Raw genomic sequence first — 15,263 nt, 5'->3', positions numbered from 1 at the left:
TCTCCTCGCAGGCGCGAGCGAACAAGGGGGTGAAACGCTTAACCCCGGCCGGGGTGGTGCGCCTTGGGCGGCCGTACCGTGGGGACGTCGCCCACGATCGGGATCGGACGCCGGTGGAACGGGAACCCGTACCGCGTGGCCAGGCCGGCGAGCGTCGTGACCCGGTTGCGCGGCCCGACCAGCGACATGATGTGCACGAACAGCCACACCAGCCACGCCGACCCCTTGGTGATCCGCAGCGGCTTGCCCCCCGGCAGGTTGATCTCGGCGATCGCGGCGCGGCGGCCGATCACCGCCATCGTGCCCTTGTCGACGTAGCGCAGCTTGTGCAGGGGGCGGCCCTCGAGCAGGGCGCGGATGTTCTTGCCCACCACGAGACCGCCCTGGATCGCGGGCTGGGCCAGCTGCGGCAGGTCCGACGGCGAGATCGCGATGTCGCCCGCGGCGAAGACGCCCGGGAGGCCCTCGACCTGCATGTCGTCGCCGATCTTGATGCGGCCGCCGTCGTCCTGCGGCAGGCCCCAGTCGGCCACCTCGTCGTGGGGGTGCACGCCCGCGGACCAGACGGTGAGGTCGGCGTGGATCCGCTTGCCGTCGGTGAGCACCACGGCGGAGGGCTCGACGGCTGCGACGCCCGCGCCCAGGTGCAGCGAGACCCCGCGGCGGGCCAGCTCCTTGGTGGCGTAGGTGCGCAGCTTGGGTGCGAACGACTTGAGGATCTCGCCGCCCCGCTGCACCACCTTGACCTCGAACGCGTCGCCGTGGATCTCGGGGTAGGCGGGCTCGAGGCCGGCGGTGCGCAGCTCCGCGAGCGCGCCCGCGACCTCGACCCCGGTGGCGCCGCCGCCGACGACGACGACGCGCAGCCCGTCGTCGAGCCGCTTGGACTTCGCGGCCTTCTCCAGGCGGATGAAGAGGTTGTCGCGGATCCGGAGCGCCTGCGACCGGGAGTACATCGGGAACGCGTACTCCTTGGCGCCGGGCGTCCCGAAGAAGTTGGTGGTCACGCCCGCCGTCACCACGAGGTAGTCGTAGCTGACCCAGTGGTCGTTGAGCAGGCGGATCTTCTTCGCCTCGTGGTCCGCCTCCACGAGGTGCTCGTGGATCACGTGCACGTTCTTCTGGTGCAGCCGCAGGCCGCGCAGGAAGTAGGTGACGTCGCCCGGGTTCAGGCCGCCCGTCGCCACCTGGTACAGCAGCGGCTGGAACGTGTTGTAGACGCGGCGGTCGATCAGCGTGATCCGGACCGGCGCATCCTTCAGCGCCCGCACCGTGGCCATGCCGGCGAACCCGCCGCCCACGACGACCACGTGCGGCAGCGGTTCGGGGTGCCCGCTCAGTGGGGTCTCGAGGCCGTAGTCCTCGTCCTCGCCGTCGGTTGGATGCACGGGGGTGGGTGCAGAGTCGGTCACGCGCCAAAGTCTCTCACCGCCGGGTTACCGTGGTTTGTCGTAAGCACTACCGGCGACACCACCACCGACCCGAGCGAACAGAGCCAGAGCGACCCGAGCGAGCGGAGCCCACGGCCTGCGCACGTATCGAGCGGCAGGCGTTCAGCAGACCGTCACCGTGGATCCACCCGCCGGTTGGGCAGCCGCCAGCCGGGCCTCCGATCGTCGTGCGCATGAGTGAGACGGGTATGAGCGAGCAGACAACTGACCTGGCCGGCGACGGCCTCACCGGTGGCGTCGACCGCCGGACCTTCCTGTCCCTGGGCAGCCTCGGCGCGGCCGGCGTCGCGACGGTCGCCGCGACGGCCGCGACCGTCGGAGCCGCCGCGCCGGCGTCGGCCGCCGTGGAGCTCGGCCGGCATCCGCTGCGCGAGCTGCGGTTCGGGCGCGACGGCAAGTTCAAGATCGTCCAGTTCAACGACACGCAGGACGACGAGAAGATCGACCGCCGCACGCTCGAGCTCATGTGCGCGGTGCTCGACGACGAGCGGCCGGACCTCGTGATCCTGAACGGCGACAACATCACCGGCGGCTGCGACACCCCGCTGGAGATGCACCAGGCGATGAACAACGTGGTGCAGCCGATGGAGGAGCGGGCGGTGCCGTGGGCCATCACCTTCGGCAACCACGACGAGGACTCGACGCCGAACAGCGGCGTGGACGAGGCCGACATGCTCGCCTTCTACCGGTCCTACCGCTACAACGTGAACGGCCCGACGGCGCGCGGCGTCACCGGGCAGGGCAACTCGAACCTGCTGATCGAGGGCCGGGGCGGCCGGCCGGCGTTCAACCTGTGGCTGCTCGACTCGGGGCGGTACGCGCCCGACACGCTGGCGGGCCAGGACTTCGACGGCTATCCCACGTGGGACTGGCTGCGCATGGACCAGGTCAAGTGGTACTACGACACGTCGGTCGAGATCGAGCGGCGGGCCGGGCACGTCGTCCCGGCCCTCATGTTCATCCACATCCCGCTGTGGGAGTACCGGTTCATGTGGTTCGGCTCGGTCGACGGGCGGACCGACGCCGACCACGAGCGCGGCAAGGCCCGGCACCGGATCGACGGCGAGCGGAACGAGGAGGAGTGCCCGGGGCCGTTCAACTCCGGCATGTTCTCCGCGATCCAGCACCGGGGCGACGTCCGCGGCGTGTTCTGCGGCCACGACCACGTGAACACCTACTCGGGCGACTACTACGGCGTGCTGCTCGGGTACGCGGGGAACACCGGGTTCGGCACGTACGGTCTGGAGGGCGCCGAGCGGAACCGGCTGCGCGGCGCGCGGGTCTACGACCTCGACGAGTCGGTCGACGGCGTGCTGACCGGGACGCGCATGCGGTTCGCCGCCGAGTACGGCATCGACCTCACGGCCAACGACCAGTGGATGGAGCCGCTCCCGCTGCCGCAGGGCAAGTAGCGAGGAGCGTGGCCGCGCGGATGAGAGCATGTGCCCATGGCTGAAATCCTCGCGGTCTGTCGTGTGTACGTCCTGCACCCCGACGCCGGCACCGTGGGTGTCACGGCGATCGACAAGCGGCCGGTCGAGGGGCGGATCAAGGTCCGGCCCTACGGCCTGTACGCGGACATCCAGGCCGACCGCGCCAACCATGGTGGCCTGGACCAGGCCGTCTACGCGTACGCCCAGGAGGACGCCGACTTCTGGTCCGCCGAGCTGGGCAGGGAGGTCGCTCCCGGCCTGTTCGGCGAGAACCTGCGTACCCGCGGCCTCGACGTGAACCACGCCGTGATCGGCGAGCGGTGGCAGGTCGGTTCGGCGCTGCTCGAGGTCACGCAACCACGCGTGCCCTGTCAGACCTTCGGCCGGCGGCTCGGCGAGCAGCGCTGGGTGCGCCGGTTCACCCAGGCGAACCGCACGGGTACCTTCCTGCGCGTTATCGAGAACGGTGAGATCGGCGCGGGCGACACCGTCGACGTCGTGCACCGGCCCGCGCACGAGGTGACCGTCGCGGACTGGTTCGCCGGGCGCTTCGGCGTCGCGCGCGGGGAGGACCCGACGACGGGTGCCGGACCGGATGCCGCAGCGGCCGACGAGAAGGGTGCACCCGACCCCGACACCCTGGAGAAGCTGGCGCAGCGGCTGCTGAACGCGCACGCCACCGGCGAGATCCGGCTCAGCATCAACATGCTCAGCCGCTGCGAGCAGGCGGCGGGCCGCGCCGTCATCGACTAGCGGCCTGGGTCAGATCGTTCTTTCGCCGGTGAAGTAGGGCTCGGCCGCTTCCAGCCGGGGCACCTCCACGCCCAGCCTGCGCGCTTCCGCCAGGGTGTCGCGGCAGACTGCGCGCAGCTCCTCGGGGTTGGCGTGGGCCTGCATCACCACGCGCATCGGCGGGAAGTGACCGAACATCCAGGCGAGTGCCGGTGCTGCTATCCAGACGGGCGCCGTGAAGGGCAGCAGGTCGATCCGATGCCGCCGCAGGTCGACGCCACGAGCCTCGACGAGCGGGAGCAGCTCGCGGACGGCAAGGATCGCCTCGCGTACGTCGCCGGACGCCAGCGTGGACAGGGAGCCCAGCCTCAGGCTCTGCGTGTGCAGGCCCGCGTTCTGGACGAAGTGGATCGACAGCCAGCCTCGGAAGTCGGAGTTCTCCTGGATCCTGAACCCGGCCTCGCGAAACACATGGCGCACGGCTCGCTCGCGCTCGGTCGGCGGTCGGTCGAGAGTGCCGAAGAAGGCCACGGGCAGCAGAGCCCCGCGCAGCACACCGTCGTCGCCGAAGCCGCCGCCGGCACCGGGAAAGCCCCAGGCCACCTGATCGGCGGGGAGGTGTTCTGTCGCGGTCAGCGGCTCGACCCACAGGTTGTTGAAGACGAGCACGGTGGCCCCGCCCACGCGCGGCCCAAGGAAGGCCGCGGCCTCCGCGAAGCCGTAGTGCTGCACGCTCAGCACGATCAGATCGAAGTCATGGTCGGGCTCCAGCGACTCGCGATAGCGCACCGGCCATCTCTCGGCGACCCGCTCTCCCCACGGCCGTCGCCGCGCGTCGAGGAGATCAAGGTCGATCGCGTCCCCGTAGGCCGCAGCCCGCCCAGGCCGGACATAGAACTCGACTTGGTGCCCGGCCCGTTCCAGGGCCCTTCCGTACATCGCGCCGATCACGCCCCGGCCGAACATCAAGATCTTCACGCGGCACCTCGCAACGCCTATAATTGGAGATCGTCTCCACTTCAAAATATGGAGATGATCTCCACTTGTCAACCCGGGGGCCCGCGTGACCGATACCAAGCCACTACGCGCCGATGCCCGACGCAACCGCGACGCCCTGATCGCCAAGGCCCGCGAACTCTTCGCCGAGGGCTGCTTCGACCTGCGCTTCGACGACTTCGCCAAGCTGGCCGGCGTGGGCACCGGCACGCTGTACCGCCACTTCCCCACCCGCGAAGCCCTGGCCGAAGCGGTCTACCGCGAAGAACTCACCGCGATGTGCGACCGCGCCCGCGAGCTGCAAGCCACCCTCCCCGCCGACGAAGCGCTGGAGTCCTTCCTGCGCGGCTTCGTCGACCACCTGCACTCCCACGAGGGCCTCGCCCGCACCCTCGCGACGCTCATGGCCACCCGCTCGAGCGCGCTGGCGGAGGGCGCCCAAGCCCTGGGCCAGGTCGTCGCCGACCTCCTGGCCGCCGCCGCCAAGACCGGAACCATCCGCGACGACGTCGGCGCCGGCGCCGTCATGATGACCCTCCACGGCATCTCCGCTGCCTACGACCACCCGGCCTACCGAACCGACGCGGACGGCGTCATCACCCTCGTCCTCGCCGGCCTTCGAAGACACTCAGGTCGATGACCGTCTGGTGAGACGCTCCCCGACCTGATGGCGATCGCCGGGAGTCGGGGACAAGGCGCGTCGGCTTCGGTCTGACCGACGGGCGGGCGCCCGCCGCCGCAGGCGTCGCGCTTGACGCTCACCTGGTCCAGCAGGGCCAGCAGTGACCAGGCCATTCGCCGGACGGGCCCTGGCCGTACGAGTGAGACCCGGCAGTTGACCATGCGGTTGCTCCCGGATCTGACGCCGGATGCGGGAGCAACCGCATGGTCATTTCCCGGGCCGCAGCCTTTCCGCTACGCCGGCCTTCGGCGGTCGAAGCGGGCGCGGGCGGCTTCGTGGGCCTCGCGCAGGAGCCGGAGCACGGTGTCGCCCGTCTCGCGCCCCGGGTTTACGACGGCGATCCAGCCGGCCGACCCGTAGACCGGGTGCGGCTGCACGACGTCGGGCGTGGCCGGGTCGATCGACGCCGGGTCGGTCAACGCCTGGAACGTGGCGCGGTCGACGTGGATGTTCACGCGCCAGCGGCCCGCCGGGTCGAGGTCCGAGGCCGCGTCGTCCGGGTAGTTCTTGGTGACGATCGTCCCGTACGGCTGGACGTTCCGGGGCATCTGGCCGTCGGGCGCGTAGTAGAAGAAGGCGTCGCCCCAGGCCAGCTCCGGAAACTCGGCGTCGCCGACGGCGGGCGCGACGACGAGGGCGCCCTCGAGGTCCCGCACGGCGCCGATGATCTGGTCGATACTCAGGTTGCTGCTCATGGTTCAAGGATCACCTTCAAGTGCTTATGTGGGGTTGGGCGACCGATGCGAGAGAGACAGACGCGGGACTACCACCGGCCGCTCCGCACGGCTGACGTCGCGCGGGAGTCCGGGTACTCCGTGCAGCAGGTCCGGGACCTGGAGCGGCTGGGCGTCATCCCGCCCGCCGTCCGCGCGGCCAACGGCTACCGGACCTACGGGCCGGCGCACGTCCGGGCGCTGCGCGCCTACCGGGGGCTCGCGGTCGCGGCCGGACCGGTCGAGGCGCGGCGTTTGCTCGCCGAGCTGTTCGCCGAGCCGAGGGCCGGCAGCCTCGCCGACGCCGCTGCCGCGATCGGCGTCGTGCACGTCCGGCTGGCGCGCGAGCGTGACGAGGCGCTCCGTGCGCAGGAGGCGCTGAGCGCCATCCAGGCCGAGGCGGCAGTGCCCGACGGCGGTGGCGCGGACGACGGCGCCACGGCCGCAGGCAGCGCGGGCGCCGACACGATGACCATCACCGAGCTCGCCGGAGCGCTGGGCGTGCGCACGTCAACGCTCCGCTTCTGGGAGCAGGAGGGGCTCGCGGTCCCGCAGCGGGTGACGACCCTGCGCGCCCGCCAGTACGGGCCGGCCGCCGTCCGCGAGGCGCGCATAGTGACTGCGCTGCGCAGCAGCGGGTACGGCATTCCCGCGGTGCAAGACGTCGTCGCGACGCTCCACCGCCTCGAGGGCATCTCCGAAGGAATCACCGAGGCCCGACAGATCCTGGACGGGCGCCTCGACCAGATCGCCGCCCGCACGATCGCCCTGCTCCGCGCGGGCGCGGACCTCGCCGTGATCATCGACCCGATCACGTGAGTGCTGGATCTTCGCCCTCCACGGCTGTGTTTCGGGGCGAAAATCCAGCACTCAACGGGGTACGAGGGGGCGAGACTTAGTCGTCGCTCAGCTGTTTGCCCTGGCGGACCAGGTCCTGGAGGGTGCGCTGCACCTGCTCGACGTCGGGCACGTCGTCGAGCACCATGCCCGGCTGGTCCGTGCCGTCGGAGATCACGAGGGTGCCGCAACCGAAGAACCGGTCGCTGAGCTGCTTCTCGAACGTGACGTTGTTGATCCGGTACAGCGGGATGTCCCGGCCGGTCTGCGTCAGGATGCCGGTGCGCAGCGCGACGCGCTGGTTGGTGATGATGTAGCGGGTGGTCCGCCAGCGCAGGAACGGCCCCGCGGCGGCGACCAGGCCGAGCACCACGAGCACGAGCGTCGCGAACCAGAGCACGATCTCGTCGACCGGCAGCGGCAGCACCCACACTGCGACGAGGATCGCGATCAGCAGCACCAGCAGGAGGATCGGCTTGACGACCTTCTTCGGGTGGGTGCGGAGCTGCATCACGATGGTCTCGCCTTCGGCGAGGTGCTCTTCCCTCATGCCGCGAATACTGCCCTACTGCGCCAACGGGATCTACTCCTTGCCCGTTACTGCGCGGCCAGGTTCCATCCCTCGATCGTGCGCAGGCTGTGCCCGTAGCCCAACAGGCAGACGGCGGCGGTGCCCAGCTCGAACCGGGCCGCGAGGCGCGGGTCCGCACCGAGCCAGACCGTGGCGAGCACGCGCAGCAGGTGGCCGTGCGCGACGAGCAGCACGTCGCGTCCGCCACCCGACCCGGCCTGACCGCCGAGCGCCTGCTCCGCCCGAGCGACGACCCGCGCCGCCCGCTCGGCGACCTGCTCCAGGGTCTCGCCCACCCGGCCCCCGCCGTGCTGGGCCGACGGCGGCAGCACGCGGACGCCGTCGTCGAAGATCTGGAACTCGCGCCCCAGGATCTCGGAGACGTCGTGCGAGGTGCGGCCGTCGACGGGCCCGTAGTCCCACTCGGCGAGGTCATCGTCGACGACGGCGTCGGGATGCCCTGCGAGCTCCGCCGTCCGCCGCGCCCGGGTCAGCGGGGACGTGTAGACGGCGGCGAACTCGTAGTCGGCGAGAGTCGCCCCGGCGGAGCGGGCCTGCGCCTCGCCCGCCGCGGTGAGCGGGATGTCGGTGCGTCCCGTGTGCTGCCCGCTGGCGCTCCACTCGGTCTCGCCGTGCCGCAGCAGCACGAGCTGCGGGTCGCGCGGGGGCTTCAGGGCGGGCGGCTGAGCGCCGCTCCGCGGATCGGGCTGAGAGGTGTGCTGAGTCGCGGGCGTCGTCTCCTCGGGCATGGCTGGAGCATCCCGCGCCCGACGGCGGAGCGCACCCCCTGAAAGCTGCTCGCTCGCGCCCGCGGGGCGTCCTCCCGTGCTGTCGCTCCCTGACCTGCCCAAACACGCCGGGGCCAACACGCGGGCCTATCGCAAGGAGTCCTGGTGCACGCCGCACCCTGCACCTACCCTGAGCACCGTGACCCGTGCCACACCGGCGTCGCACGGCGCCGTCCACCGCTTCTCCACGCGCGGCCTGCCCGCAGCGCGGCGGATCGAGCTGTGGGAGGAGCACAACGCCGACGCCCTGGTGGCGTTGCAGTGCCGCATGCCCGAGGGGGCGGCGCTCGAGGCGTCCGAGGCGAACCTCCAGCTGGACCGGCTGCACCTGGCACACGTCGAGGCCAACCCGCACGCCGTCGAGCGCACCGCACGCACGGTCCGCACCCGCCCCACCGAATCGGTGGCCCTGTACTTCACGCTCGTGGGCGAGGCGGTCTTCTACCACGACGACGGTGTGCGGATGCTGCGCCCCGGCCAGCTCCTGGTGTGCGACGCCGACCGGCCGTTCCTGCGCGGGTTCTCCCAGGGTCTGGAGGAGCTCGCGATCAAGGTCCCGTACGAGGTGTTTCGCTCGGTCGGCGGCACCGTGCCGCGCACCGCCCGCGTCATCGACTTCGGCACACCGGGCGCGGCCTCGGCGTCGGGCGGCAACACCTATGCGGCGGCCCTGGCCGCCCTGGTCGCGCGCGCGGTGGGACCCCGGGGCGACGGCGCGGCCGACGAGAGCGCCGCACTCGACCTGGTCGCGGCCGCGCTGGCACAGCCGCCGACGTCCGAGGCGCAGGCCGCCGGCACGCACTTCGCCGCGGCCGAGCAGTACGTGCGGCGGTGGCTGCGCGACCCCACGCTGTCCGCGCGCCGGATCGCCGCTGCGATCGGCCTGAGCGAGCGGCAGCTCTCGCGCGTGTTCGCCGAGCGCGGCACGAGCGTGCCGCGGTTCGTCGCCCGGCGACGCGTGGAGCTGGCGGGCCGCATGCTGCGCAGGTCGGCCTACGCGGCGCAGACCGTCGAGGCGATCGGCCTGCGCTGCGGGTTCTCGTCGGCCGCGCAGTTCTCGCGCGTGTTCCGGGAGCAGGCGGGCATGTCGCCGTCGGAGGCCCGCCGGTACGCGTTCTCCGCACGCACTTGAGACACGATGCCTTGAGACTTTCCGCCGACTTTCATGGCGTGCCCTTTCCCGGCGCGCGGGGCCTGCGCCACCCTCGTGCGCATGCCTGAGTTCGACGACGGTCTGACCGAGACCGCACTCCCCAGCACCGGCCCCAGCACGAGCAGCACAACCGGCAGCGACACAGTCGTCGAGACCGACGTGCTGGTCGTGGGCTCAGGGCCCGCGGGCGCGTCCGCGGCCCTGTTCCTGTCCAGCCTGGGGATCGGCAACATCATGATCACCAAGTACCGCTGGACGGCGAACACGCCCCGCGCGCACATCACGAACCAGCGGACCATGGAGATCTTCCGCGACCTGGGCATCGAGGACCAGGTGCTCGCGGACGCCACGCCGCACGAGCTGGTCGGCGACACGGTGTTCTGCACGACGATCGCGGGCGAGGAGATCGGCCGCATCCTCACCTGGGAGACGCACCCTGCCCGGGAGGGCGACGCGCGGCTCGCCTCGCCGTCGCTCACGGTGGACATCCCGCAGACCTACCTCGAGCCGATCCTGGTGAAGAACGCGACGCAGCGGGGTACCCAGTCGCGGTTCTCCACGGAGTACCTGAGCCACACGCAGGACGCCGACGGCGTCAGCACCCGAGTGCTCGACCGCGTCACCGGCACCGAGTACACGATCCGGTCGAAGTACCTGATCGGCGGCGACGGCGCCCGCTCCCAGGTGGCCGCCGACATCGGCCTGCCCATGGAGGGCGCGATGGACATCGCCGGCTCCATGAACATCACGTTCAAGGCCGACCTCACGCACCTCGTGGGCCACCGCCCGTCCGTCCTGTACTGGGTGCTGCAGCCGGGCTCGAACGTGGGCGGCATCGGCGCCGGCCTGGTCCGCATGGTCCGGCCGTGGAACGAGTGGCTCATCGTCTGGGGCTACGACATCGCGGGCGAGCCGCCGCAGCTCGACGACGACGCCGCGGCCGAGATCGTGCGCCAGCTCGTGGGCGTCGACGACCTGGACGTGGAGATCACCGGCTACTCGCTGTGGGGCAACAACCAGATGTACGCCACGCACCTGCAGTCCGGCCGCGTCTTCTGTGCGGGCGATGCCGTGCACCGGCACCCGCCGAGCAACGGCCTGGGCTCCAACACGTCGGTCCAGGACTCGTACAACCTGGCCTGGAAGATCGCCGCGGTGCTGGGCGGGCAGGCCGCGCCGTCGCTCCTGGACACGTACTCGACCGAGCGCGCGCCGGTCGCGGAGCAGATCGTGCTGCGCGCCAACAAGTCGGGCGGCGAGTTCCGCTTCATGGAGGTGCTCGGGGTCCTGGACGCCGAGACGCCGGAGGCGATGCAGGCCGCGATCGACGAGCGCAAGGCGAACACCCCGGCCGGCGCGGCCAAGCGCGCGGCGCTCGTGGAGGCGATGGACCTCAAGCACTACGAGTTCAACGCGCACGGCGTGGACATGGGCCAGTTCTACGAGTCGGCGGCGATCGTCCCGACGGTTCTCCCCAGCCTGTGGACGAGCGCGACCCCGAGCTCTACTACAAGCAGTCCACCGTCCCGGGCGCGCGGTTCCCGCACGTCTGGGTGGCCGACGTCGACGGCCACAAGCGCTCGACCCACGACCTCACCCCGTACGGGCAGTTCACGCTGGTCACCGGCATCGCGGGCGAGGCATGGGCCGACGCCGCCGCGAAGGTGGCCGAGGAGCTCGGCGTGCCGCTCGAAGCGGTGGTCATCGGGCCGGGCCGGGAGGTCATCGACACCTACTACGACTGGGCCAAGATGCGCGGCGTCGAGGAGTCGGGCGCGATCCTGGTCCGCCCGGACTCGCACGTGGCGTGGCGGGCGCAGGCGCTCGCCGACGACCCGGCACGGGCGCTGGGCGACGCGCTGAGGTCGGTCCTCGGCCGGAGCGACCACGATGAGTGAGACCAGCGTGAGCGAGCACGGCACGGGTGAGACCCGCACGAGCGAGACCGGTGGGCCGACGACGCCCGAACAGGCCGCCCGCGAGCAGGAGCTCACCGACCGCGTGGCGGCGTCGTTCGATGGCGCCGACGACGAGCGGCTGAAGACCGTCCTGCAGGCCCTGACCCGGCACCTGCACGCGTTCCTGCGCGAGGTGCGCCTCACCGAGGACGAGTGGAACCAGGGCATCGAGTTCCTCACCGCCGCGGGCCACATCACCGATGACAAGCGCCAGGAGTTCATCCTGCTGTCCGACGTGCTCGGCGCGTCCATGCAGACGATCGCCATCAACAACGAGGCGTACGCGAACGCGACGGAAGCCACCGTGTTCGGCCCGTTCTTCGTGGACGACGCCCCGCGCATCAACAACGGCGGCGACATCGCGGGCGGCGCCCCCGGCCAGCCGTGCTGGGTGGAGGGCACGGTCACCGATACGTCGGGCAAGCCCGTGCCGGGCGCGCGCATCGAGGTGTGGGAGGCCGACGAGGACGGCTTCTACGACGTCCAGTACGGCGACGACCGCACCACTGGCCGCGCCCACCTCTTCTCGGAGGACGACGGCGGCTACTGCTTCTGGGGGGTCACGCCGACCCCGTACCCGATCCCGCACGACGGGCCCGTGGGCGCGCTGCTCGCGGCGTCGGGCCGGTCGCCCATGCGCGCCGCGCACCTGCACTTCATGGTGACCGCGCCCGGGCTGCGCACGCTCGTGACCCACATCTTCGTGCGCGGCGACGAGCTGCTCGCCGCGGACTCCGTGTTCGGGGTCAAGGACTCGCTGGTCATGGACTTCGAGGAGCTGCCGGCGGGCACGCCGACGCCGGACGGCCGCGTGGTCGAGGGCACCTGGGCCCGCACGCGGTTCGACGTCGTGCTGGCCCCGGGCGACTGAGCCACACCAACGATCGCGCCCGCGACAAAGTTGCGACGGTGCGGTGAGGCCGACGTCACAGGCTCTTCGGTCGACGGCGCGACTCGGTATCAACGAAAATGGGAGACCCGCACACCAGCGGAGAACCACGTGCACCGTAGCTCGTACGCCTGCACCGGAGGAGGATCATGACGGACGCCGACGACGCCCAGTACCACTCCATCGCCAACCCTCGCCGGATCACGCTCCTGCATCGGAGCGTCAGCGACACATACGCGTCGCAACGCGAGGAACGCGACGCCCCGGCCGACGAAGCGCCTGCGGGCTGACCGCACCACGCTCGCGCCGAACAGCCGGTACCTGTAGCGGGTGCCCGCACCGACAGCAGGGCCCGGTCGCACGCCATCCAGTGGCGGATGCGGCCGGGCTCTCTGCGTATCCCGGGCAGACGCCGGCTGGCGAACGAGCGCGGCCGTTCCGCGATGCGAGACGGCCGTCGGTGTTCTCAAAGTTCACCCACTGCCGTTCGATCGGCTGCAAAAGGCCAGGTCTGGGGCGGCATCCAGGGAGCAACGTGTGTGATGGACCTCACGCTCGTTACATTGTGGAAACATTTCCGCTAGGCTGGCTGACGCATCTTCTTCCACAATTCGGTGCAGCAAGTCGATGCAAGCGCATTTGGGCACAGCGGGTTCGGCACGGCAAACCAGCGGGCTAGGTCTCGCGGTAGTCGGGTACGACGTGGAGAAGGAACTCGCCGGCCGCCCCACCCCGAGACGGGGACGAGGTGGCCAGAGCACGTCCAGTCACGTACGACACAAGAACTGAGTGGGGAAACCAGGGATGAATGGCGAATCGATTCGACACTTCACTGACGGACGCGTGCCCGACGCCGGGATCGCGTGCCTCTACAGCGTCGAGAACCGATTCCAGGCGAGGCTCGACGTCGAGGCCGCGCTGGCGCTGGCCGAGGCCGAGGTGGGCCTGATCCCGGAGCCGGCGGGCGAGACGATCGCTCGGGCGGCCCAGATCGAGAAGCTGGACCTCGCCCGCGTGGCGGCCGAGACCGTGTCGGCCAGCCACCCCCTGATGCCGCTCATCGAGGAGTTCGCCCGCGTGGTCGGGCGGGAGTACGGCGGGTGGGTGCACTGGGGCGCCACCACGCAGAACATCACGCAGACCGCCGACGTCCTGGTGCTGCGCGACGCGCACCGCGCCGTCAAGGACCTGCTCGCCAAGGTGCTGCGCGGCATGTCGAAGCAGGCGGAGGCGTCCGCCGCGGTGCCGATGGCGGGCCGCACGCACAGCCAGCACGCGGTGCCGGTCACGTTCGGCTTCAAGGTCGCCGTCTGGATCGACGAGCTCACGGCCCACACCGACCGGCTCGAACGCCTCGAGGACAGGCTGTTCCGGGTCCTCATGGGCGGCGCCGTCGGCACGTTCGCGTCGTTCGGCCCCGCCGGGCGCGAGGTCGAGCGCCGGGTCGCCAACCACCTCGGGCTCGGCACCATGCCGGTCCCGTCGCGCGCGATCAACGACGGCATCGTCGAGCTCGTGCTCGTCCTCGGCCAGGTCGCCGGGACCGCCGGCAAGATCGGCAAGGACATCTACTCGATGATGCAGCCGGAGTTCGGCGAGGCGTTCGAGCCGATCCCGGACGGCACCGTCGGCAGCTCGACCATGCCGCACAAGCGCAACCCGCAGCTCGCCCTCGACCTCCTGTCGATGAGCGCCCAGCTGCGCGCGCTCGCCGCGCCCGCGCTCGAGTCCATGCAGCACGACCACGAGGCCAACGGCGGCATGACCGACCTCCTGGAGGAGACCGTCAAGCGCGCCACCGTGCTCGCCGGCGACATCCTGACCCGCCTCGACGTGATCCTCGACGGCCTCGAGCTGGACGAGCAGCGGATGCGCGCCAACCTGTCCCTGAGCGAGGGCCTCATCGGCTCGGAGTCGCTCATGATGGAGCTGGGCGAGCGCATCGGCCGGCAGAAGGCGCACGAGGTCGTGTACGAGGTTGCGCAGGAGTCGGCCGTCGGCGACGCGCAGTTCCTCGACCTGCTCGTGCGGAACGCGACGGTCAGCGCCTACTTCGACCGCGACGAGATCCGTCGCCTGATCGACCCGAGCGCGTACCTCGGCGAGAGCGTCACCATCGCGCACGACATGGCGCAGCACGCCCGCGCCGTCGCCGACCGGCTCGACTTCAGTGCCCGCACGGCGAAGCCCGTGCCGCTCTTCGTCCGCGAGACGGCCGACGACACGGTCAGCGGGGACGACAGCGCCGGCGACGCCGACCCGGTCGCCCCCGGTCGGATCGCCCCGGCCGCGCAGACGGCGGACGAGCTGCTGCTCGTCGGCCTGTAGCCGCCGACGCCCCGCGGGCCCGGCTGGGCGGCGAGAGCCCCCAGCTGCGAACGGCCCTTAGAAGAGGGTTCCCGACTCCCACGTCCGCCCGGCCCCGGTCCCGACCGGGGCCGGAGGCGTGAGGGGCGCCACGCTGTCGCGCGCCTCCGTGGTGAGGCTGCCGCCCCGCAGCTCGGCGTCGGGGATCATCCCGGCGTCGGGGACGAGCATCTCGCCGACGCCGCCGCGTCCCGCGGCCCACTCGTCGGCGGCGAAGCCGGCGAGCTGGTCGACCCGCTCGTTGTACGGGTTGCCCACGTGACCGCGCACCCAGTGGAACCGGACCGGGCCGGTGCGCTCCGCGACGGCGCGATCGACGCCCTGCACCAGGTCGAGATTCGGTACGGGTTCACCGGACGGGGAGCGCCAGCCGTTGCGCTTCCATCCCTCGGACCACTCGGACACGGACCGGATGGCGTACTGCGAACCGGACTCCACGAGCAGCGGCTCCTTGCCGGGGTGCGCCTCGATCGCGCGGAGCAGGGCGGAGAGTGCGGCGACCTGGTCGTTCCCCTGGGCCGCGCCGCCCGAGTCGAACTGCCCGCCCGCGTGGTTGATCCACGCCCATCCGATCGCGCCGCCGGGCGCGGCCGACCCGTGCGTGCTGACGATGATCACGGCGTCCATTGTGCATCCTTCTGCCCGAGAATCCGGACGGCAGGCCGGGGAGCGGGCGCCTTGTGAGTCGCGCCG

The 15,263-nt window shown here is 71.4% G+C and carries 15 protein-coding genes and 1 pseudogene; 10 read left to right on the top strand and 6 right to left on the bottom strand.

Annotated features, from left to right (window positions below):
- Positions 1 to 38 precede the first annotated feature (38 nt).
- Entirely contained in the window at positions 39 to 1,412 is a 1,374-nt protein-coding gene (locus C8K30_RS09580; protein WP_233257084.1) for an NAD(P)/FAD-dependent oxidoreductase, read from the bottom strand.
- A gap of 212 nt (positions 1,413 to 1,624) precedes the next feature.
- Here C8K30_RS09580 and C8K30_RS09575 point away from each other — a divergent pair, with 212 nt between their 5' ends.
- Positions 1,625 to 2,863: a metallophosphoesterase family protein gene (locus tag C8K30_RS09575; protein WP_233257083.1), complete on the top strand. Its 1,239-nt coding sequence runs from the start codon at positions 1,625 to 1,627 to the stop codon at positions 2,861 to 2,863.
- Between the two features lie 36 nt (positions 2,864 to 2,899).
- Positions 2,900 to 3,637 (top strand): MOSC domain-containing protein, encoded by a 738-nt coding sequence (locus C8K30_RS09570; RefSeq protein WP_108492682.1) that lies wholly within the window; start codon positions 2,900 to 2,902, stop codon positions 3,635 to 3,637.
- A 9-nt stretch (positions 3,638 to 3,646) separates the two neighbouring features.
- Here the strand turns inward: C8K30_RS09570 and C8K30_RS09565 are convergent, their stop codons facing one another.
- A complete protein-coding gene (locus C8K30_RS09565; RefSeq protein ID WP_108492681.1) occupies positions 3,647 to 4,594 on the bottom strand; it encodes a ketopantoate reductase family protein in 948 nt (315 codons plus the stop codon).
- An 85-nt stretch (positions 4,595 to 4,679) separates the two neighbouring features.
- On the opposite strand from C8K30_RS09565, the gene C8K30_RS09560 reads away from it, so the two are divergent.
- Positions 4,680 to 5,252 (top strand): TetR/AcrR family transcriptional regulator, encoded by a 573-nt coding sequence (locus C8K30_RS09560; RefSeq protein ID WP_108492680.1) that lies wholly within the window; start codon positions 4,680 to 4,682, stop codon positions 5,250 to 5,252.
- Between the two features lie 275 nt (positions 5,253 to 5,527).
- Here C8K30_RS09560 and C8K30_RS09555 read toward each other — a convergent pair whose 3' ends face one another.
- Positions 5,528 to 5,989, bottom strand: coding sequence for a DUF6194 family protein (locus C8K30_RS09555; protein ID WP_233257082.1), 462 nt, complete (start codon positions 5,987 to 5,989; stop codon positions 5,528 to 5,530).
- A 45-nt stretch (positions 5,990 to 6,034) separates the two neighbouring features.
- Between C8K30_RS09555 and C8K30_RS09550 the strand changes: the two genes are divergently transcribed.
- Positions 6,035 to 6,826: a MerR family transcriptional regulator gene (locus C8K30_RS09550; RefSeq protein ID WP_108492679.1), complete on the top strand. Its 792-nt coding sequence runs from the start codon at positions 6,035 to 6,037 to the stop codon at positions 6,824 to 6,826.
- A gap of 76 nt (positions 6,827 to 6,902) precedes the next feature.
- On the opposite strand, the gene C8K30_RS09545 is transcribed toward C8K30_RS09550, so the two are convergent.
- The gene (locus C8K30_RS09545) at positions 6,903 to 7,394 is read right to left on the bottom strand and encodes a PH domain-containing protein (RefSeq protein WP_108492678.1); all 492 of its coding nucleotides are present in this window, start codon (positions 7,392 to 7,394) and stop codon (positions 6,903 to 6,905) included.
- Positions 7,395 to 7,441: 47 nt separating this feature from the next.
- Positions 7,442 to 8,164 (bottom strand): histidine phosphatase family protein, encoded by a 723-nt coding sequence (locus tag C8K30_RS09540; RefSeq protein ID WP_108492677.1) that lies wholly within the window; start codon positions 8,162 to 8,164, stop codon positions 7,442 to 7,444.
- Positions 8,165 to 8,342: 178 nt separating this feature from the next.
- Between C8K30_RS09540 and C8K30_RS09535 the strand changes: the two genes are divergently transcribed.
- The 6 genes and pseudogenes from C8K30_RS09535 to C8K30_RS09520 all read left to right on the top strand — a co-directional run bounded on the left by C8K30_RS09535 (position 8,343) and on the right by C8K30_RS09520 (position 14,531).
- The gene (locus C8K30_RS09535; protein WP_158280972.1) at positions 8,343 to 9,335 is read left to right on the top strand and encodes a helix-turn-helix domain-containing protein; all 993 of its coding nucleotides are present in this window, start codon (positions 8,343 to 8,345) and stop codon (positions 9,333 to 9,335) included.
- Positions 9,336 to 9,368: 33 nt separating this feature from the next.
- Positions 9,369 to 10,535 (top strand): annotated as a pseudogene (locus C8K30_RS31790) (FAD-dependent oxidoreductase); the annotation flags it as partial.
- Positions 10,536 to 10,837: 302 nt separating this feature from the next.
- On the top strand, positions 10,838 to 11,254 hold the full coding sequence (locus tag C8K30_RS31785; RefSeq protein ID WP_369939817.1) for a hypothetical protein: 417 nt from the start codon (positions 10,838 to 10,840) through the stop codon (positions 11,252 to 11,254).
- Positions 11,247 to 12,185 (top strand): intradiol ring-cleavage dioxygenase, encoded by a 939-nt coding sequence (locus C8K30_RS09525; RefSeq protein WP_233257081.1) that lies wholly within the window; start codon positions 11,247 to 11,249, stop codon positions 12,183 to 12,185. Before C8K30_RS31785 ends, C8K30_RS09525 begins: the two co-directional genes overlap by 8 nt.
- A 167-nt stretch (positions 12,186 to 12,352) precedes the next feature.
- On the top strand, positions 12,353 to 12,493 hold the full coding sequence (locus tag C8K30_RS30670; protein WP_158280971.1) for a hypothetical protein: 141 nt from the start codon (positions 12,353 to 12,355) through the stop codon (positions 12,491 to 12,493).
- 553 nt (positions 12,494 to 13,046) lie between these two features.
- Complete coding sequence (locus C8K30_RS09520) at positions 13,047 to 14,531, top strand: adenylosuccinate lyase family protein (protein WP_233257080.1); 1,485 nt, start codon at positions 13,047 to 13,049, stop codon at positions 14,529 to 14,531.
- 57 nt (positions 14,532 to 14,588) lie between these two features.
- On the opposite strand, the gene C8K30_RS09515 is transcribed toward C8K30_RS09520, so the two are convergent.
- A complete protein-coding gene (locus C8K30_RS09515; protein ID WP_199230425.1) occupies positions 14,589 to 15,197 on the bottom strand; it encodes a ribonuclease H in 609 nt (202 codons plus the stop codon).
- Between the last annotated feature and the right edge of the window lie 66 nt (positions 15,198 to 15,263).

Source organism: Promicromonospora sp. AC04 (assembly GCF_003058225.1).
Lineage (GTDB): Bacteria > Actinomycetota > Actinomycetes > Actinomycetales > Cellulomonadaceae > Promicromonospora.
This window is presented reverse-complemented; position numbering and strand designations above follow the sequence as displayed.

What these genes read in the sequence shown, in the direction of transcription:
- C8K30_RS09575 (WP_233257083.1), top strand. Translation starts at nt 1,625, where the DNA reads ATGAGTGAGACGGGTATGAGCGAGCAGACAACTGACCTGGCCGGCGAC.
- C8K30_RS09570 (WP_108492682.1), top strand. Translation starts at nt 2,900, where the DNA reads ATGGCTGAAATCCTCGCGGTCTGTCGTGTGTACGTCCTGCACCCCGAC.
- C8K30_RS09555 (WP_233257082.1), bottom strand. Translation starts at nt 5,989, where the DNA reads ATGAGCAGCAACCTGAGTATCGACCAGATCATCGGCGCCGTGCGGGAC.
- C8K30_RS09550 (WP_108492679.1), top strand. Translation starts at nt 6,035, where the DNA reads ATGCGAGAGAGACAGACGCGGGACTACCACCGGCCGCTCCGCACGGCT.
- C8K30_RS09545 (WP_108492678.1), bottom strand. Translation starts at nt 7,394, where the DNA reads ATGAGGGAAGAGCACCTCGCCGAAGGCGAGACCATCGTGATGCAGCTC.
- C8K30_RS09540 (WP_108492677.1), bottom strand. Translation starts at nt 8,164, where the DNA reads ATGCCCGAGGAGACGACGCCCGCGACTCAGCACACCTCTCAGCCCGAT.
- C8K30_RS09525 (WP_233257081.1), top strand. Translation starts at nt 11,247, where the DNA reads ATGAGTGAGACCAGCGTGAGCGAGCACGGCACGGGTGAGACCCGCACG.
- C8K30_RS30670 (WP_158280971.1), top strand. Translation starts at nt 12,353, where the DNA reads ATGACGGACGCCGACGACGCCCAGTACCACTCCATCGCCAACCCTCGC.
- C8K30_RS09515 (WP_199230425.1), bottom strand. Translation starts at nt 15,197, where the DNA reads ATGGACGCCGTGATCATCGTCAGCACGCACGGGTCGGCCGCGCCCGGC.